Source organism: Kribbella sp. NPDC050281 (assembly GCF_040655855.1).
Classification (GTDB): Bacteria; Actinomycetota; Actinomycetes; order Propionibacteriales; family Kribbellaceae; genus Kribbella.
The window spans coordinates 72,051-89,967 of record NZ_JBFAKS010000013.1; the positions used below are offsets into that span (position 1 = coordinate 72,051).

General features: G+C 68.0%; 20 protein-coding genes. 15 read left to right on the top strand and 5 right to left on the bottom strand.

Going from position 1 to position 17,917, the window contains the following annotated elements; all coding sequences use genetic code 11:
- Positions 1-34: 34 nt before the first annotated feature.
- The 4 genes from AB0I34_RS16395 to AB0I34_RS16410 all read left to right on the top strand — a co-directional run bounded on the left by AB0I34_RS16395 (position 35) and on the right by AB0I34_RS16410 (position 3,101).
- Positions 35-1,036, top strand: a complete 1,002-nt coding sequence (locus tag AB0I34_RS16395) for a magnesium and cobalt transport protein CorA (RefSeq protein WP_360445704.1) — start codon at positions 35-37, stop codon at positions 1,034-1,036.
- Between the two features lie 86 nt (positions 1,037-1,122).
- Positions 1,123-2,067, top strand: coding sequence for a hypothetical protein (locus tag AB0I34_RS16400; protein ID WP_360445706.1), 945 nt, complete (start codon positions 1,123-1,125; stop codon positions 2,065-2,067).
- Between the two features lie 58 nt (positions 2,068-2,125).
- Entirely contained in the window at positions 2,126-2,542 is a 417-nt protein-coding gene (locus AB0I34_RS16405; protein WP_360445708.1) for a VOC family protein, read from the top strand.
- A 10-nt stretch (positions 2,543-2,552) separates the two neighbouring features.
- Positions 2,553-3,101 carry an AAA family ATPase gene (locus tag AB0I34_RS16410; protein WP_360445710.1) on the top strand — a complete coding sequence of 183 codons (549 nt, stop codon included), beginning with the start codon at positions 2,553-2,555 and terminating at the stop codon, positions 3,099-3,101.
- On the opposite strand, the gene AB0I34_RS16415 is transcribed toward AB0I34_RS16410, so the two are convergent.
- Positions 3,045-4,358 (bottom strand): Gfo/Idh/MocA family oxidoreductase, encoded by a 1,314-nt coding sequence (locus AB0I34_RS16415; RefSeq protein WP_360445712.1) that lies wholly within the window; start codon positions 4,356-4,358, stop codon positions 3,045-3,047. The genes AB0I34_RS16410 and AB0I34_RS16415 overlap by 57 nt on opposite strands.
- 78 nt (positions 4,359-4,436) lie before the next feature.
- Here AB0I34_RS16415 and AB0I34_RS16420 point away from each other — a divergent pair, with 78 nt between their 5' ends.
- Positions 4,437-5,417, top strand: coding sequence for a LacI family DNA-binding transcriptional regulator (locus AB0I34_RS16420; protein WP_360445714.1), 981 nt, complete (start codon positions 4,437-4,439; stop codon positions 5,415-5,417).
- Here the strand turns inward: AB0I34_RS16420 and AB0I34_RS16425 are convergent.
- Entirely contained in the window at positions 5,414-5,902 is a 489-nt protein-coding gene (locus tag AB0I34_RS16425; RefSeq protein WP_131359784.1) for an Lrp/AsnC family transcriptional regulator, read from the bottom strand. The two genes, AB0I34_RS16420 and AB0I34_RS16425, sit on opposite strands and share 4 nt — an antisense overlap.
- Before the next feature lie 119 nt (positions 5,903-6,021).
- Here AB0I34_RS16425 and AB0I34_RS16430 point away from each other — a divergent pair, with 119 nt between their 5' ends.
- From AB0I34_RS16430 to AB0I34_RS16445, 4 genes are read left to right on the top strand one after another with little or no spacing between them, the layout of a single operon-like run.
- The gene (locus tag AB0I34_RS16430) at positions 6,022-7,110 is read left to right on the top strand and encodes a thiamine pyrophosphate-dependent dehydrogenase E1 component subunit alpha (protein WP_360445716.1); all 1,089 of its coding nucleotides are present in this window, start codon (positions 6,022-6,024) and stop codon (positions 7,108-7,110) included.
- A gap of 4 nt (positions 7,111-7,114) precedes the next feature.
- Positions 7,115-8,101: an alpha-ketoacid dehydrogenase subunit beta gene (locus AB0I34_RS16435; RefSeq protein WP_360445718.1), complete on the top strand. Its 987-nt coding sequence runs from the start codon at positions 7,115-7,117 to the stop codon at positions 8,099-8,101.
- Positions 8,098-9,552: a dihydrolipoamide acetyltransferase family protein gene (locus AB0I34_RS16440; RefSeq protein ID WP_360445720.1), complete on the top strand. Its 1,455-nt coding sequence runs from the start codon at positions 8,098-8,100 to the stop codon at positions 9,550-9,552. The genes AB0I34_RS16435 and AB0I34_RS16440 overlap by 4 nt, the downstream gene beginning before the upstream one ends.
- A 32-nt stretch (positions 9,553-9,584) precedes the next feature.
- Positions 9,585-9,947, top strand: coding sequence for a hypothetical protein (locus tag AB0I34_RS16445; RefSeq protein ID WP_360445722.1), 363 nt, complete (start codon positions 9,585-9,587; stop codon positions 9,945-9,947).
- A gap of 3 nt (positions 9,948-9,950) precedes the next feature.
- Here the strand turns inward: AB0I34_RS16445 and AB0I34_RS16450 are convergent, their stop codons facing one another.
- Positions 9,951-10,655: a TetR/AcrR family transcriptional regulator C-terminal domain-containing protein gene (locus AB0I34_RS16450; RefSeq protein ID WP_360445724.1), complete on the bottom strand. Its 705-nt coding sequence runs from the start codon at positions 10,653-10,655 to the stop codon at positions 9,951-9,953.
- 217 nt (positions 10,656-10,872) lie between these two features.
- On the opposite strand from AB0I34_RS16450, the gene AB0I34_RS16455 reads away from it, so the two are divergent.
- The 3 genes from AB0I34_RS16455 to AB0I34_RS16465 all read left to right on the top strand — a co-directional run bounded on the left by AB0I34_RS16455 (position 10,873) and on the right by AB0I34_RS16465 (position 12,915).
- Positions 10,873-11,883 (top strand): hypothetical protein, encoded by a 1,011-nt coding sequence (locus AB0I34_RS16455; protein ID WP_360445726.1) that lies wholly within the window; start codon positions 10,873-10,875, stop codon positions 11,881-11,883.
- A gap of 1 nt (position 11,884) precedes the next feature.
- Positions 11,885-12,601: a sortase gene (locus tag AB0I34_RS16460; protein WP_360445728.1), complete on the top strand. Its 717-nt coding sequence runs from the start codon at positions 11,885-11,887 to the stop codon at positions 12,599-12,601.
- Between the two features lie 137 nt (positions 12,602-12,738).
- Complete coding sequence (locus AB0I34_RS16465) at positions 12,739-12,915, top strand: hypothetical protein (protein WP_360445730.1); 177 nt, start codon at positions 12,739-12,741, stop codon at positions 12,913-12,915.
- Here AB0I34_RS16465 and AB0I34_RS16470 read toward each other — a convergent pair.
- Complete coding sequence (locus AB0I34_RS16470; protein WP_360445732.1) at positions 12,912-15,398, bottom strand: glycoside hydrolase domain-containing protein; 2,487 nt, start codon at positions 15,396-15,398, stop codon at positions 12,912-12,914. The two genes, AB0I34_RS16465 and AB0I34_RS16470, sit on opposite strands and share 4 nt — an antisense overlap.
- Before the next feature lie 228 nt (positions 15,399-15,626).
- Between AB0I34_RS16470 and AB0I34_RS16475 the strand changes: the two genes are divergently transcribed.
- Together AB0I34_RS16475 and AB0I34_RS16480 are read left to right on the top strand one after the other, a co-directional pair.
- Positions 15,627-16,076 (top strand): MarR family transcriptional regulator, encoded by a 450-nt coding sequence (locus tag AB0I34_RS16475; RefSeq protein ID WP_360445734.1) that lies wholly within the window; start codon positions 15,627-15,629, stop codon positions 16,074-16,076.
- Position 16,077: 1 nt separating this feature from the next.
- Complete coding sequence (locus tag AB0I34_RS16480) at positions 16,078-16,260, top strand: DUF3099 domain-containing protein (protein ID WP_360445736.1); 183 nt, start codon at positions 16,078-16,080, stop codon at positions 16,258-16,260.
- Here the strand turns inward: AB0I34_RS16480 and AB0I34_RS16485 are convergent.
- Positions 16,232-17,167: a cation diffusion facilitator family transporter gene (locus AB0I34_RS16485; protein ID WP_360445738.1), complete on the bottom strand. Its 936-nt coding sequence runs from the start codon at positions 17,165-17,167 to the stop codon at positions 16,232-16,234. The two genes, AB0I34_RS16480 and AB0I34_RS16485, sit on opposite strands and share 29 nt — an antisense overlap.
- 61 nt (positions 17,168-17,228) lie before the next feature.
- Here AB0I34_RS16485 and AB0I34_RS16490 point away from each other — a divergent pair, with 61 nt between their 5' ends.
- Positions 17,229-17,834: an XRE family transcriptional regulator gene (locus AB0I34_RS16490; protein WP_360445740.1), complete on the top strand. Its 606-nt coding sequence runs from the start codon at positions 17,229-17,231 to the stop codon at positions 17,832-17,834.
- Positions 17,835-17,917 lie beyond the last annotated feature (83 nt).

Here is a 17,917-nt window from a genome sequence, read left to right on the forward strand (position 1 = left end):
CCGGAACGGACGACGATCGGGGGAGGAGGTCACCATGATCATCGACTGCGCTTACTACCGGGACGGACACCGCCAGCACGTCGGCGCGATGTCGGTCGAGGATGCCGCCGCCCACTGCAAGCAGGGTGGATTCGTCTGGCTGGGCATGTTCGAGCCCACCCCCGAGGAACTCGTCCAGGTCCGGGAGAGCTTCGGCCTGCACGAACTGGCCGTCGAGGACGCGCAGACCTTCCACCTCCGGCCCAAGGTCGAGCCGTACGAGGGCAACATCCGCCTCGTCATCCTGCGCACCGCCCGGTACGACGACCAGCGCGAAGAGGTGGACTTCGGCGAGGTGAGTGTGTTCGTCGGACCGGCGTTCGTGATCACGGTCCGCCAGGGGGTCGCCAGCGACCTGCACGGCGCCCGGATCCGCCTCGAGGAACGGCCCGAGTTGCTGGCGGTCGGCACGAACTCCGTCCTGTGGGCCATCCTCGACCAGGTCGTCGACGGCTACGGCCCGGTCGTGGCGGAGCTGGAACGCGACATCGAGCAGGTCGAGCGGACCGTGTTCGCGGGCTCGGTCGCGCCGACCGAGCGGATCTACTTCCTCCGTCGCGAGGTCACCGACTTCTACCGTGCAGTCCACCCGCTGCTCGCCGTACTCGCGACCATCGAGCGCGGCGCGCGCAACACCGAACTGCTGCCGTACTTCCGCGACGTGCACGACCACCTGGTGCTGGTGAACGAGGAGGTCGCCGCCCAGCGGGATCTCCTCGCGACTGTGCTGGAGGCGAACATGGCGGTGATCTCGGTCGAGCAGACCAAGGTCAGCGTCCGGCAGAACGCGACGATCGAGCAGCTCACCATCCTGGCCACGGTGTTCCTGCCGCTGACCTTCGTCACCGGGTTCTTCGGCCAGAACTTCGGCTGGCTGGTCGACCACATCGGCGCCGAGTGGGACTTCCTCGTCCTCGGGGTCGGTGGCCTCCTGATTCCCTGCCTGGCCCTGTACGTCTGGTTCCGCCGGCAGCGAGCGGCCCGGCAACCTACCTGACGCGGCAGGTTCATGCGGCCGTCCGCAGTCGTTCCCGTGCGGCACCGAGGGTCGGGGAGCAGGATCCATCCCCTCGGAGGTTTGTGATGCGAAAGCTCCCCGCCCTCATCGCCGCGACGGCCGTCCTGGCCGCTGTGGCGATCCCGTCCGCGTCGGCCGCCCTGTCCGCGGCGCCGGCTCCCGCTGCGCAGACCGGTGCGACGGCCGAGCCGCCGTCGTACCCGGCGACCCCGCTCACGTCGTACGCCGCCTTCGACGCGAACCAGGCGATCGCGGTCGACGCGAAGTACTTCTACGCGGTCGACAATCGGACGATCACCAAGCACGACCGCCGGACCGGCGAGCCGCTGCTGCAGTTCGCCGGCGACGCCGACGGTCCGTTCAAGCACATGGACAGCGGTGTGGTCGTCGGGTCGAAGCTGTACGCCGTCCACTCGAACTACCCCGAGTGGCCGATGGAGAGCTCGATCGAGGTGTTCGACACCAAGACGATGAAGCACATCGACTCGTACTCGTTCGGCATCTACCGCGGTTCGCTCACCTGGCTGGACCGGCACGACGGCGCGTGGTGGGCCGGTTTCGCCAACTACGACGAGATCTCGGACGACACGAACGAGCCGTACGGCCAGACCTACAACACCCAGATCGTGAAGCTGAACGACAAGTTCGAGCCGCTCGCGTCGTACACGATCCCGAAGCCGATCCTGGACCGGTTCAAGCCGATGTCGAACTCCGGTGGCTCGTGGGGTCCCGACGGCCGGCTCTGGCTGACCGGTCACGACCTCGGTGAGGCGTACGCGATGGAGTTGCCGACGGCGGGCGCCGAGCTGCGCTGGATCGCCACGGTCGACCTGCCCGACGTCCAGGGGCAGGGCATCGCGTGGGACCGCTCGGATCCGCGGCACCCGACCTTCTGGGCGATCAGCCGGCCGAACAAGGTGGTGCACACGTTCGCCATGCCGCTCGACCTGATCAAGACGCCGGCCACCAAGGGCTGGCAGGTCCTCGGCCCGGGTCAGTTCCAGAAGTAGTCGGAGGTCGATCGAGTAGCGGACGGAAGCTGTCCGCTACTCGATCGATGCTGGGTACATGACTACCTCAGCGACATTCCACGCCTACTTCGGCTACCGCGATGCGGTCGGCGCACTCCGCTGGCTGGAGAAGGCCTTCGGGTTCGAGACCACGATGGAGGTCCCGGACGACAAGGGCGGGATCATGCACGCCGAGATGCGGTACGGCGGTGTGGCCTTCACGCTCTTCACCGACGAGGAGGGCTACGACAGGCCCACCCGCAAGGGCGACACCGTCGGCCACGGCATCTACATCGCCTTCGACACCGAGGCGGAGGTCAACGCCGTCCACGCCACCGCGGTAGCCGCCGGCGCCGAGTCCATCTGGACCCCAGCCACCACCGAGTGGGGCAACTACCGCTGCCGAGTAGCCGACCCCGAAGGCTACGAATGGACCTTCGGCACCCACCACCCAGGCCTCCCCGCCACCTGGTAGACAACTACGGGTGGATCCCCGGCTGATCGTGATCAGAGGTAACTCCGGCTCAGGTAAGAGTTCGGTCGTCGAAGGTATTCGGGCGGCGTACGGGCCGGGGGTTGCCTGGATCGAGCAGGACTATGTGCGGCGGACGATCTTCCAGGAACGCGGTCGGCCGGATGACGCGAGCATTCCGATGATCGGGCAGATCGCGCGGCATGCGCTCGAGCGGGGCTTTCACGCTGTCATCGAGGGCATCATGCCGACGCTCGGGTACGCCGAGATGTTCGCCGAGCTCGCCCGTGACTATGCGGGGTCGGCGTACTTCTATTACCTGGACATCCCCTTCGACGAGACCGTCCGGCGGCACGCGTTGCGAGACAAGGCGACGGCTTTCACGGCCGACGACATGGCGGAGTGGTATCGGCCGCAGGATCTGCTGGACTGGCCGCGAGAGACGGTGATCGATCAGACCAGCTCGCTCGACGCGACTGTCCAGCAGATCCTGCGCGAGACCGGTTTAGACCCAGCCGCCCAGCTCCAGGTCGGTGATGACGACCGGCTGGCCGGTGGCTAGGGACTGGTTGGCGGCGATGCCGACGGCAACGGCCCGGACGCCGTCGTGGACGTCGGCGGCCCGTCCGAGCGGGTCGTTGCCCGGGCCCTTGAAGAGGTCGTCGTAGAGGAGGCGGTCGCCACCGCCGTGGCCGCCGACGCCTCGGGGGATCTCGACCTCGACCGCGGGTGCCCAGTGCTTCTGCAGGACGAGCCGCTCGCCGTTGGAGCGCACGTCGCCCGGGATCACGCGGTCCGACGGGTAGCTCGGGTCGATCTGATCATCGATCACAGCCGCCCGCTCGATCACCTCGAGCTCGGCGCGGCCCTCGGTGCCGTTGACCGACACCCGATAGCCCTCCCACGGCGAGTGTGCGTTCAGGGAGTAGCTCAGCCGGGCGCCACTCGCGTACTCCGCGACCACCGCCATGTTGTCCTCGATCGTGATCCCCGGACCGAACACGTCCTGGTCCCGCAGGTACCCGTCGTACTGCTCGCTCTCCAGGTACAGCTGCCGGTTGATCTCGTCGGTGCGCAGATCCAGCAACCACGGATCGTTGGCCGAGCCCTCGATCGTGCCCCGGGCAGGTCGTTGCCCAAGGCCACGGGCGGCCGCGTTGTCCGAGCCGTAGAAGAACAGGCCGCCGGACGCGTACACCTTGGTCGGCGTCGACGCGATCCACCAGTTCACCAGGTCGAAGTGGTGCGAGGCCTTGTGCACCATCAGGCCGCCGGAGTTCTTCTTCTCCCGGTGCCAGCGGCGGAAGTAGTCCGCGCCGTGCCGGGTGTCGAGCACCCACTGGAACTCGACGCTGGTGACGGTGCCGATCTCGCCGTCCGCGATCACCTGCCGCAGTGCGCTGTTCCGCGGCGAGTAGCGGTAGTTGAAGGTGACGACCACGGACTTGCCGGACTCGTTCATCGCGGCGACGATCTGCCGGGTGCCGTCCGCGTCGATGGTCAGCGGCTTCTCGACGATCACGTCGGCGCCGGCCCGCAGGATCCGGGACACGACCGCTGCGTGCGTGTAGTCGGGGCTCGTCACGACCACCCGGTCGACCGACTGCTCCTTGATCATCCGCTCGAGATCGTCGGCGCCGTACTGCGGCAGCTCGGGACCTCCGAGCTCCTTGACGTACCGCTCGTGGAAGGCGAGACGGCCCTGGTTCGGGTCGAGCAGGGCGACCAGCTGCGCCTCCTCGGGGTGCTCCTGGAAGATCGCGCGGACATACGCCCGCGCTCGCGACCCGGTTCCGGCGACTGCATAACGTCTGGGCACGGCGGACCCTTTCTACTCGTGTAGAACAGCACGCTAGCAACCGCTTTCCAAACCGGTCAACCGTCGTACTATCGGCACATGCCGAAGGCCACCCCGATCACCCGGAACGACGTGGCGCAGTACGCCGGGGTCAGCACCGCTGTGGTCAGCTACGTGGTGAACGAAGGCCCGCGCCGGGTCGCGCCGCAGACCCGGGAACGGGTCCTGGAGGCGATCCGCGTACTCGGCTACCGGCCGAACGCGACGGCGCGTGCTCTGCGCCTCGGCACCACTCGCACATTCGGGCTCATCACGCCGGACGGCGGCAACCCACTGTTCGCCGAACTCGCCAAGGCGATCGACAAGGAGGCGTCGGCCCGCGGGTACGTCGTTCTGCAGACCAGCGCCGACGGTGATCCGGTCACCGAGCAGGCCAAGATCGCGGAACTGCTGATCCGCCAGGTCAGCGGATTGCTCCTGGTTGCTCCGACCGAGGATCCAGACCTGACCGAGGTCGGCATCCCGGTGATCGCCATCAACCGGGTGTTGCCGACCGTGAGCTCCGTCCGGCCGCAGTACCGCGCGGGTGCGCGCGCCGGCGTCAAGCACCTGATCGAGCACGGCCATCGCACGATCGGGCTGGTGATCGGTGGTCGCGGCACTGGCGGTCGGGCGCCGGAGCGTGAGCTTGGGTGGCGGGACGCACTTCGCCAGGCAGGGCTCGAGGACGGTCCGATCGCGCGGGCGAGATTCAGCCGGCCGGGCGGGTACGACGCCGGCAGAGAGTTGCTCGCGGCAACGAAACGACCGACCGCGATCTTCGCCAGCTCGGACCTGCAAGCAGTCGGCACACTCCGCGCGATCCACGAAGCCGGCCTCCGAGTCCCCGACGACATCGCGGTCCTGGCCTTCGACGGCACAGCCGAAACGGAGTACAGCTGGCCACCCCTGACCGTCGTACGCCAACCCCTGGACCGCATGGCCCACGAGGCCGTCAGCCGACTCATAGACGGCGAAGACGCCATCCAGTCCCTCACCTACCCAACCGACCTCATCCTCAGAAGATCCTGCGGCTGTTAGAGCGTGCCGAGGTCTTCGAAGATCAGGGCGGTTCGGGTGGCTAGGACTTCGGGGATGGCTTGGAGTTTTTCGAGGACTACTCGGCGGAGGCCTTCGTTGTCGGCGGCTCGGACCAGGAGGATGGCGTCGAAGTCGCCGCCGACGAGTGCCATGTGTTTGATTTCGGGGATCGCCTGGAGTTGTTCTCTCAGGGTTCGCCAGGAGCTTTGGCGGAGACTGAGAGTGACGTACGCCGAGGTCGCGAGGCCCAGCTTCAACGGGTCGACCGTGACGGTGAAACCGGTGATGACCCCGGTCGCGGTGAGTCGCTCGACCCGGGCGTAGGCGTTCGCGCGGGAGATATGGACCTGGTCCGCGAGGGCCCGGATCGAGAGCCGTCCGTCCTGCCCGAGCGCCTCGACGATCTGCCGGTCGACCTCGTCCAGCGCCGGGGCGACGACCATCTGTCCAGGACCGGCCCGGTGGACCGTCACCTCGTCGGACATCTGTGCACCTCGCATCGCGGCAGCCGGAACCAATCGTCTCGTGATTGTCACAGGTCTGGATCCGATTGGCCAGAAGTACGACGATGAGGCCACCGTCCGTCTCCTGCGCAGGAGTGTCCATGACCACCGTCGAGGAGCGTTTGCTCCCCTCCGCCGAACCCGTCCGGTTGATCGACCAGGACGGCGTACCGCACGACCACCCGTCGTACCGGCTGCCCACCAAGGAAGCCCTGGTCGACGGTTACGTTCAGTTGATCAAAGGCCGTCGCATCAACGACCAGGCCAGCGCGCTGGTCCGCCAGGGCCGGCTCGCCGTCTACCCGTCGTCGCACGGCCAGGAGGCCTGTCAGATCGCGGCCACGATGGTGCTCCGCGAGGGCGACTGGCTGTTCCCGACGTATCGCGACACGGTCTCGATCGTGAGCCGCGGTGTCGACCCGATCGAGACGCTGACGCTGCTCCGCGGCGACTGGCACTCCGGGTACGACCCGTACGCGCGCAACGTCGCGCCGCAGTCCACCCCGCTCGCGACGCAGCTCACCCACGCGGTCGGTGTCGCGCACGCGGCCCGGCTGAAGGGCGAGGACACGGTGGTGATGGCGCTCTGCGGCGACGGCGCCACCAGCGAGGGCGACTTCCACGAGGCTCTGAACTTCGCCGCCGTTTTCCACGCCCCGGTCGTCTTCTTCATCCAGAACAACGAGTACGCGATCTCGGTGCCACTCGCCCGGCAGACCGTCGCTCCGTCGCTGGCCCACAAGGGCATCGGGTACGGCGTGCCCGGCGAACGGGCCGACGGCAACGACCTGGCCGGCCTGCTCGCCGTCCTCGGACAGGCCGTGGAGAAGGCACGCTCGGGTGAGGGACCGCAGCTCGTCGAGGCGCACACGTACCGAGTGCAGGCGCACACCAACGCCGACGACGCGACCCGGTACCGCGAGGACGACGAGGTCACGCCGTGGCTGGAGCGCGACCCGATCAAGCGGCTCGAGGCGTACCTCAACGAGCAGGGCTGGCTCGACGACGCGGTGCGCGAGCGTGCGGAGGCGATGGCGGACCAGGTCGGGACGCGGTTGCGCGACGGGCTGATGCCGGAGCCCGAAGTGGATCCGCGGGAACTGTTCACGCACCTCTATACCGAGCAGACGCAGCAGCTGCGCGAGCAGGCGGCGTTCCTGCGCGACGAGCTGGCGCGAGAGGAGGTCTGAGCTGATGACGCATGTGAAGATCTCCATGGCGCAGGCTCTCAACCAGGCCCTCCGCGATGCGATGAAGGCCGACGACACCGTGCTGATGTTCGGTGAGGACGTCGGCGCGCTCGGCGGCGTCTTCCGGATCACCGACGGACTGACCGAGGAGTTCGGCGAGGATCGTTGCTTCGACACCCCATTGGCCGAGTCCGGCATCGTCGGGATGGCCGTCGGGCTCGCGATGAACGGGATGCGCCCGGTCGTCGAGATGCAGTTCGACGCGTTCGGCTACCCGGCGTTCGAGCAGATCGTCTCCCACGTCGCCAAGATGCGGAACCGGACCCGCGGCAAGATCACCCTGCCGATGGTGATCCGGATGCCGTACGCCGGTGGGATCGGCGGCGTCGAGCACCACTGCGACTCGTCGGAGAGCTACTACGCGCACACGCCAGGACTGACCGTCGTGGCGCCGGCCACGGTCGCGGACGCGTACACGTTGTTGCGCAGGGCAATCGAGATGCCGGATCCGGTCGTGTTCATGGAGCCGAAGAAGCTCTACTGGGCCAAGGAAGAGGTCGATCTCACCGAGGACCAGCCCGGGATCGGCACGGCCGTCGTGCGGCGGGAGGGCGCGGACGCGACCTTGATCGCCTACGGGCCGACGGTGCCGGTCGCGCTGGAGGCGGCCGAGGTCGCGGCCGCCGAAGGGCGGCAGCTGTCCGTGGTGGATCTGCGGTCGATCGTGCCGTTCGACGACGAGACGGTGTGCGCGGCGGTACGGCGTACCGGGCGCGCGGTCGTGGTCGCGGAGGCCAGTGGATTCGCCAGTGTGTCGTCGGAGATCGTTGCCCGCGTCACCGAACGGTGCTTCCACTCGCTGGCCGCGCCGATCCGGCGCGTGACCGGGTTCGACATCCCGTACCCGCCGCCGAAGCTGGAGAAGTACCAGCTGCCCGGTGTGGACCGGATCCTCGATGCGGTGGACGACCTGCAGTGGGAGGACTCGTGAACACCTTCCTGCTTCCCGATCTCGGCGAAGGCCTGACCGAGGCCGAGATCGTCCGCTGGCTGGTGAAGGTCGGCGACGTCGTCACCGTCGACGCCCCGGTCGCGGAGGTCGAGACCGCCAAGTCCATCGTCGAACTCCCGTCCCCGTACGCCGGCGTCGTCGAAGAACTCCACGGCGACCCCGGCACAACCATCCCGGTGGGCAAACCACTCATCACCATCGGCGAGGTCGACACCGGTGCACGGCCTGCGGCCGAGGGTGGGAACAACCGGCAGGACGGTGCACGGTCCGAGGTGGCCGGTGGGAACAACCGGCAGGACGATCCGGCCGGGTCGGGTGCAGGGTCCGAGGTGGCCGGAGAGGCGTACCGGCAGGAGGAGCGGGCCGGGTCCGGGAGCGTACTCGTCGGCTACGGCACGGGTGCCGGCACCGGCTCAGGTCGGCGCCGCAAGCCCCGGCCCCACCTCCAGCCGGCGCGCAGCGCCGCTACACCGGCGACGCGCCCCGACCTCCAGCCGCCGCGCAGCGACGCTACACCGGAGAACGTGTCGGCGCCGGCCGCGGGCAGTGCGCGGCGGGTGCCGCTGGTGATCTCGCCACTGGTACGGCGGATCGCGCGGGACGCTGAGGTGGATCTGCGGACGTTGACCGGTTCCGGGCCGGACGGTCTGATTGTCCGCCGGGATGTTGAGCAGGCGATCGCTCAACGGTTCGAGCAGACGCCGACGGTTGAGGACGTGAGTTCGCGGACCGGGCTGGCCGAGCTACGCCGGATCCCCATGAGCGGATTCCGGAAGGTTGTGGCGGCGACACTGACTCGGAGCCGGGCGGAGATCCCCGAGGCGACGACCTGGGTGGACGTGGATGCGACCGCCCTGGTCGAGTTGCGGGAATCGTTGCGGTCGGCAAAGGATTCCGGTCCGGGTCTGCTGGCGTTGATGGCGCGGTTCACGGTGGCGGGCCTGCAGCGCTACCCGGAGCTGAACGGTTTCGTCGACACCGAGCGAGAGGAACTCGTCCAGTACGACGGCATCAACCTCGGACTGGCCGCCCAGACCGATCGTGGTCTCGTCGTACCGGCGGTGGCGAACGCGCATACGATGACCACGCGCGCCCTCGACGGTGAGATCCGCCGACTGACCGAATCCGCGCGGACCGGCCGGCTGACGCCGTACGAGCTCGGCTGCGGGACGGTCACGCTGAACAACTACGGCAGCTTCGGCGTGGACGGCAGCGCGGCGATCATCAACCACCCGCAGGTCGCGATCCTCGGCGTGGGCCGGATCATCGACCGTCCATGGGTCGTCGACGGCCAGATCGTGATCCGGAAGCTCACCCAACTGTCGCTCGTGTTCGACCATCGGGTCTGCGACGGCGGGACGGCGGCTGCGTTCCTCCGGTTCGTCGCCGACGCGTTCGAGAACCCGGCGTCAGCGTTCGCCGATCTCTAGCGGTCGCCCACCCGAGCTCTTACCGTGGCCGCATGGCGAAAGCTCCGGCCGACAAGGTCGCACTGTTCGACGCAGTCGTCGAACAGTTCCCCGACGTCGAGCGCAAGGGCGCCGGTTTCCCGTACACCGCGGTCAACGGCAACATGTTCTCGATGCTGAACGAGAACGGCACCCTCGCGCTGCGCCTTCCCGAAGCCGAGCGCGAGGCGTTTCTCTCCAGGTACGACACCACCCTCAACGTCGCGCATGGAGTACAGCAGAAGGAGTACGTCGTCGTCCCCGACGCGCTCCTGGCCGCTACCGATGAACTGCGCGAGCACTTCGCAGTGAGCGTCGCCTACGCGCGATCGCTCAAGCCGAAGCCCACGACCCGCAAGAAGAAGCCGGCGAGCTGAGCGTCAGGAGAGCTGCCGCGGCCGCAGCCCGACCAGGATGACCCGCAGCCCCGAAGTGAAACGTGCCTCCGGCCCGGCCAGATTCTCGCGGTTCAGGTACGCCGCGAGGCTGGCCGCGCCCACCCCCAGTTGGTCGCCCGCCTCGGATGCCCAGTCGGGTTCGCTCAGGCCGCTGCGCCGTACGACGGCCGACCATGCGGCGTCGGTGACCGCGGACCCGATCAGGTAGTGAAAGATCGCCGACACGGCCGAGTCGAGATGCACACCCTTGAACCCGGCCGCCCGCAGGATCGCGAGCACCTGATCGGCCAGCGCCTGGTAGTTCGGCCCGAGCCCCGCATGCGATGCCAGCAACTGCGGCGCCCAGGGATGAATCCACAGCGCCTCGTACGCCGCTCGCACCACCACGGTCACCTGGTCGCGCCAATCGCCGTCACCGGGTGGGACCAAGGCGTCACCCAAGACCTCGTCGACGGCGAGCTCGAGCAGATCGTTCTTGTTGGCGATCCGCCAGTACAGCGCCGAGGTCGCGGCCGTGCCGACCTCCGCCGCCACCCGCCGCATCGAGAACAGGTCCAGCCCGTCGCGGTCCAGCACCTTGATCGACGTACGGACGATGTCGTCCCGGCTCAGCGGCGATCTGGTCGCCTCCGGCTCGGTCCGCAACCAGACCGATCCGAGCACCGTCTTCTGATCAGCTTCACGCACGAAAGCAGTGTCTCACGAACTGACACGATGTTTTTGTGTTAGATCTTCGCGAGGTTCCTTGTGCCTGGGAACTCCGCGCCACGAGACTGCCGAGGTCTCCGGAGCAGGCCGGGGATGGCTCCGGGGGGAGCGACGACGACGCCGCCGGTCGATCCGGCCGCGGTCTCAGAGCATTGGGTGGGGAAGACTTGTGAACGACGCATCCACGGACGCGCGCATGAAATCGAAGAGCTCTCGAGTGGTTGCGCTGCTCGGTGGGGCGGGCGCTGTGGCGCTGGTCCTTGGCGGGGTGACCTTGGCGCTGGCGCCGTCCGCGTCGGCCAACGGCGACATCATCGACGGCACCCCGGCCTGCATCGACGTGATCCCGGACTCGACCGAGATCGCGTTCGACGGGGACGGCGACACCCCGCCGGCGCCCGGTGAGAAGACCGTGGACGGCGTGACGGTGACCTGGACCGCGAGCACGCTCCAGCAGGACGACCCGGAGCACAACGGTGACCAGACCGGCGGCACGGTGGTCGACTTCACCGCGACGGGCGGCACCGTGCGCGGCGTACTGGTCAACGTCAAGACCGACGGCGACGACCCGGGCAGCTTCGGCTACGCGGCGAACTTCCACGACTACCGGCCGACTGGAGTCACCTCCGGGACTGGCGTACATGCGCCGGTTCAGTCGTCCACCGGGAAGTACTACACCATCGGTCATCTGCGCTTCTGTGTCGTGAAGGCGACGACCACGCCGACGCCGCCGGTGACGCCGAGCGATTCCCCGTCGCAGACCCCCAGCGAAACTCCGTCGGAAACGCCGAGCGAGTCGCCGTCGGAGTCGCCGAGCGAGAGCCCGTCGGAGTCGCCGAGCGAGTCGCCGTCCGAGAGCCCATCGGAGTCGCCGAGCGAGTCGCCGTCCACCACTCCAACCACGTCGCCGAGCGACACCCCGACCGCGCCGCCGAGCGACACCCCGAGTACGCCGAGCGACAGCCCCAGTACGACGCCGTCAGGCTCGCCGTCGGTCGTGCCAACGGACAGCCCGACCAGCACGTCGACTTCGCCGGTCGCGGTTCCGACGGAGGTCGACGCTGGTCAGTCCGGTGGGCTCAAGCTCACCTCGGCGATCACCGGTCACCAGAGCGCGTGGGGTATCGCCCTCATCATGCTCGGTGGTGTGCTCGTGTTCGCCGGCATCCTGAAGTCGCGGCAGAACCGCGGTCAGCACGCTGCCTGACATGTCCGCACAGCGTCGCCGCCCGGGTCGCGCTCGTTCGTCGTGGTGGACGATCGGGGCCCTGGCGGTCGGCGCCGTACTACTCCTGACCGGCGGCTACCTGCAGCTCAGGACGGACAACAGCACTGACGCGGCCCAAACCGGTACGACGTCCGCCGTGCCGACGAAACCGTCACCGAAACCCACCACGTCGAAGCCCACCACACCGAAGGCGACCACACCGAAAGGCACAGCACCGAAGACCACGTTTCCGCCCGAGGTCCGGAGCACCGCTCCGGCGCGGCCGGGCAACCCGGTGCGGGTGTCCGTCCCGAGTCTCGGGGTCTCCGCTCGCGTGCTGGGGATCCGCGCCCGCGGTGGTGCTCTCATCCCGCCGTCCAATCCGCGGCTGGTCGGCTGGTGGTCCGACGGTGCTCAGCCCGGCGCGGCCAAGGGGTCGGCGATCATCACCGGCCACACCGTGCACGACGGCGGTGGCGTGTTCGACGACCTCGGCCAATTGAAGGCCGGAGACGCGGTCAAGGTCACCACAGGCAAAGGGACCCTCAACTACGTGGTCGCGTCCGTGACCACGTACCGGAAGAAGGCACTCGCCACCCAGGCCGCGCAGGTTTTCGACCAGAGTGTTCCGGGCCGGCTGGTTCTGGTCACCTGCGAGGACTGGGACGGTACGGCGTTCCTCAGCAATGCCGTGGTGATTGCGCATCCGAAGAAATGAGTGAACGGCCCCCGTGGGCCGGCCACTCGTCCTGCGATCAGCTGTTGATCTGAGCTGTCAGAGCGACGTTTGACCGGTCATCGCTGTGTCACGCGACGTCACGCGACCAAAGTCGTTCCGGCCGGGACCTCGGTGCGGTGCCGTACACCTTCGTCTCACCCGACGCGCCGCACCGCCCGCACGACCGTCCCCACGACGAGGACATCGCTGCTTTCAGGCTCTGCGAGGTGATCCGGAAGGACTCCGACGGCCCGGCATCGCCGTACCACTGGCAGCCGAAGGAGTCCTTCCGGGCGGTCTCCCGCTCTACCTAGTGCACTAGCCCGACCGCGGTGACGGTCGCGATGACGTCGGTGCGCCAGTGCCGGTAGCGGACCGGGTCCTCGGTGAAGTTCCGCTGGTCGGTGACCACGTCGTCGGCCGCCAGCAGCTTGGCGGCGTGCGCCTTCAGCGCGGGTGGCAGCTGGGGCTTCGCCGCCACGTCGTGCGACAGCAGCCAGAGCAGGTTGTAGTCCTCCATGCCGTCACGGAAGTTCTCGAGCCGGATCGAGGCCATCGGCCCGGTCGGACCTGGGTAGAACATCGACCCGTCGCCGGCGGTGCCGTTGAACGTCGCCGCCTTCCATGCCGACAGGATGCCGTCGTTCACCAGCAACTGGTTGGCGTGGTCCGAACGGAGCCACCGGTTCGTCGCGTAGTACAGGACGCCCTCGACCCCGGCCTTGTACGACATCGGGCCCATCAGCGTGCGCGAGTCGATCGGCGGGTAGCCGTTGAACCAGTTCGGCAACGGTGAACCGGTGGCGATGTCCGGGTACCACCAGGCCTGGTCGCCGCGAGCCCTGGTCCGCTCGGCCACCGTCTGGTTGTACAGGTCCTGCTGTGGCGCCCAGATGTCGACCAGCCCGGCCAGTCCAGTGTCGACCCCCATCGAGTTGTCCCGCAGTGTGGTCATGATCGGCACATCCGGGAAGGCAGCCTTGACCGCAGCAAAGGTCTGCTTGGCGGCCTGCAGCAGTGGCCCGTTGGCTTCGTCGAATCCGTAGACGTAGGCGTACTTGTCAACACCGGCGGCGCGGTAGCTGTCCATCGCGGTCCGCAGCTGTGAGATCCAGGTGTCGATCTGCGCCTGCCAGGTCTCCGGCTTCGCGGGGTTCAGCATTCCGGCCCACAGGTAGAAGGCGTTGAAGTCACGCAGCCCGTAGTGGTCGCGGATGTAGAGCACGTCCTCGACCGGGGTCGGCACGATCACCGGCCCGGGGCTCGAGGGAATGCATGGGCAGGTGTAGAGCTGGTCCGGCTCGATCTTGTAGTCGTTCAGGAACGACCAGTACGTGTGCTTGGTCGCTTCCTGCGCGGCGGGATCGGTGATCCCGTAGATGTCGTTCACGATCGCCGGCGTGAACTGGAAGGTGGTGTTGAGCTTCGGCCGATCCGGAACGGTCACCGGCCACACCGTCGCCGACACAGTCATCGTCCTGGTGTGCTTGCCGTCCACGGAGAACGCGACCTTCACCTTGTAGATGCCGGGCCGCGCGTCCGGCGAGGCCTTCAGCCGGATCCAGTACGGCTGGATCGAGTCGGCCGGGACATCCACCGAGGACAGGTCGTCGCGGATCGGGTCCGGCGTCCAGCCTGCGTACGTCGGACGGTGGTACTGGTTCGTCGGCGTCACGTTCAGCGATCCGACCGGCGCCACCGAGGCGGTGAGTGCACCTTGCGGGTCGGAGATCGAGGTCACCCGGGCCTGTACGCCGTTGAGCTGCTCGGCGAACGGCAGTACGACGGCCTGCACGTTCTCGTACTCACCGCGGGTCAGCGAGACCGACGGCGACGGTCCTGTCGAGCTGAACGGCAGGTCCTTCGGATAGACCAGCGCCATCGAGTCGGCCGACTCCAGCCCGAAGTCCGCATGCTTGTCGTGCGACCGCGCCTGGATGGTGTTCGCCAGTCTTGGTACCGATCGCTGCAACGCGGTGACGCCCGCGTTGAACGGCGCGTACTGCGCATACGTCATTGGCCCCGCGGCCAGCGCTTGGCGCAACTCGGCGCACTGTGCTGCCGCGGAGTCGACCTGCGCCCGCAGCCGCTCATCCGCAGGCGTGTGGCCGAGTTGACGGTCCATGGTGGCGATCTGATCCGCCAGCTTGGTCAGTACGCCGTCGAAGTCCGACAGCCGGAGCAGCTGCGCCGCAGCCTGGTCGCCGTACGCCGTCTTGTCGTACGGGTCGGTGTCGACGAGCCGGAAAGCGTCGTAGTGACCGATGACCGTCGTGCCTGCGCGGGGCATCGAGATGCCGATGTAGGCGATCCGGCTGATGTCGACGCCGGCGGCGGTGATCGCGCTCAGCCGCAGGTCGACCGGCGTCCAGCTGCGGGCGTTGATCTTGTAGTCGACGCCGTACGCCTTGTTGGCCTGGTCCCGGACGGTGATCCGGCCGACGACGGTGTAGTCCTGCTCGGTGAAGAAGTCGAACCCGAGCAGGGTGTGACCGGACCAGTCGCTGACCGGCAGGCTCGGCGTACCGGCGTTGAGCGTGAGCCCCGACGAGGCCGTCGCTCCCGGCGTACCGGCGGGCGCGATGCTGAACTTCACCCCGGAGGCGCCGTGCGTGGGATCGGCGGTCCGCTCGATCTTGTCGGCCTGCGGCAGGGTGACGGTCGCACCCGTCAGATCGGCATCGGTCTCGAAATCCTGGAACACCCCGGCTGGTACGGCGGCCCGCGCCGTTCCGGCCTGGACCAGACTTCCGGCGACCAATACGGTTGCCGTCAGCAACAACCCGAACTTCCTCACGACCGGCCCCTCTCAGGTAGCCTCACGGTAGGTCGGTCGGATTACGGTCATGGCCATAATCCACCTGGTTGCTCACCGTAGGAGCGAGGATGCCGACTGTCAAGGCTTACTGCTCTGCATCGAAAAGCCTGGCCGGCAGGCACGATCGGACCGTGGTCTTGTGGCTGTTACCGGCGTGCGCGATAGTTGCAGAAGCGGGCTATTCGCCATCGTTCACGTGGAGGCGTCATGGGACTGCCGGATGATGCCGCGGAGGCGCGGGCAGCGGGCTGGCGAACGCTGGCCGCTCTGCACGCCCGGATCGAGGACGAGCTGGAGCGCGCGCTGCAGAAGCAGCACGGCCTGTCCGTCAGTGAGTACAGCGTGCTCGACGTGCTGGCGCGGCAGGACGACTACCACCTGCGGATGAACCAGCTATCCACCGCGGTCGTGCTGAGTCAGTCGGCCACAACCCGGCTGGTGAATCGTCTGGAGGACCGCAAGCTCCTGCAGCGGTACCTGTGCCCGACCGACCGCCGTGGCATCTACACCGAGGTCACCGAGGCCGGCCGTGACCTGCGCGACCAGGCCCAGCCGACGCACGACGCCGTACTGACTGCTGCTCTGGAGAAGGCTGCTGGACTGCCCGAGCTGGCTCCGCTGGTCGGTGCTCTGGACAGGTTGGCGATGAAGGTCTGACATGGCCCGCAAGTACGACAACCGCAAGCTCTACTACTGGCTGATGGGCAGCTGTCTGGTGCTGATCGGCCTGGCGTGGTTCATCGTGCGGCTGTTCTCGATTCCGGTCGCGATCGGGATGAGCGCGGTCGCCGCCGTGCTGCCGCCGATCGCAGTCATCGTCGCGAACTGGGGTCAGGACTGATCCCAGGGGTGGGGTCGAGGTAGAGGTGCCGGACCATCGGGTAGTGCCGGCGTACCTCGACGTCGACCCGCTCGGCAAGCTGTTCGATCGCTGCGCCGGTGGTCTGCATGTCGGCCAGATCGACGGTCGCCACCACCAGGACCTGGTCCGGAGCGAGCCGGAGACTGAGCAGTTCGAGGACGCTGTCGACGCCTGGTGTGTCGTTGATGATCGCGCGGATCCGCTGCTGTACGTCGTCCGGCAGTGCCCGGCCGATCAGCATCGCCTTGTTGTCGCGACCGAGTGTGAAGGCGACGACGATCAGCAGTACGCCGATGCTGATCGACGCGGCACCGTCCCACAGGTGCTGTCCCGTGACGACCGCGAGCGTCACGCCAACGGCCGCGATCAGCAGTCCGATCAGGGCGGCGCTGTCCTCGAACGCGACGGTCTTGACTGCTGGTTCGGCGTTTCTCAGGTGCGTGAGCGCCGGCACGCCTTCCTGGCGGGCCTCCCGTCGTACCTGCCTGACTGCACGCAACCACGACGTACCTTCGAAGATCGCCGAGACTGCCAGGACCGTGTAGATCAACCCGACTGAGGCGATCGGCTCGGGGTCGATGAGTGCGCGCAGGCCCTCGGCGATCGAGAAGCCCGCGCCGAGCACGAGGATGCCGACCGCGGCCAGCAGGGACCAGAAGTACCGCTCCATTCCGTAGCCGAACGGGTGGCGTGCGTCGGCAGGCTTCCGGCTGCGGTGGAGCGCGGTGAGCAGGAACGCCTGGTTCATGGTGTCCGCGACGGAGTGTGCCGCCTCGGCGAGCAGGGCGGTCGAGCCGGAGAGCAGACCGGCGACGACCTTGGCGATCGCGATCGCCAGATTCGCCGCTCCGGCCAGCAGTACGGTCCCGACGGATTCCTCTGCCATCCACCTCGCGTGCCCGCGGGGTGGATGGGTCAAACCGAGCCCGTGTTTCGTGGCATGTGGCATGCTCCGGGCTGTGGCGGCGATGGGTGCGGGACGGTTGCTCGGGACGAATCTGCGGATGCGGCGGGACGAGCAGGGCATCTCGCTGTCCGAGCTGGCCCGGCGGTCGGGGATCGCGAAGGGGACGCTCTCGCAACTGGAGTCCGGGGCGGGCAACCCGACGATCGAGACAGTGTTCAGTCTGTCGAACGCTCTGGGTGTCCCGGTGTCGGCGCTGCTGAGCGAGTCGCCGAGTGCGGAGCTGGTCCTCGTACGGTCGGCGGACATCGACGTACTGTCCGGTGAAGCGATCGATCTGCGGATGCTGCGGCGGCTGGAGAACCCCGGTGGGTTGTTCGAGGTCTACAACCAGGAGGTCCGGCCGGACGCCGTACAGCAGTCGGACGGGCATCCTGGGACCGAGCATCACATCGTCCTGACCGGGCGGCTGCGGATCACGGCGCGTGGCAGGACTGAGGAGTTGGGGCCGGGGGACTACCTGGCTTTCCGGGCCGGTGGGCCGCACGGGTACGAGGCGGTGGACGGTCTGGTGCGGTCCGTGCTGCTGCTGGAGTACCCGCCGGACGCGTACCCGATCACGCCGGGTAGCCCGCATCTGCCGGGGTAGCGCATGTTTAGTGCCGACTGAGTGCCCGGTGAGTGCATGGTGAGTGCCGGATGGGTGCATTGACCGTGCCGAGGGTGGACGCG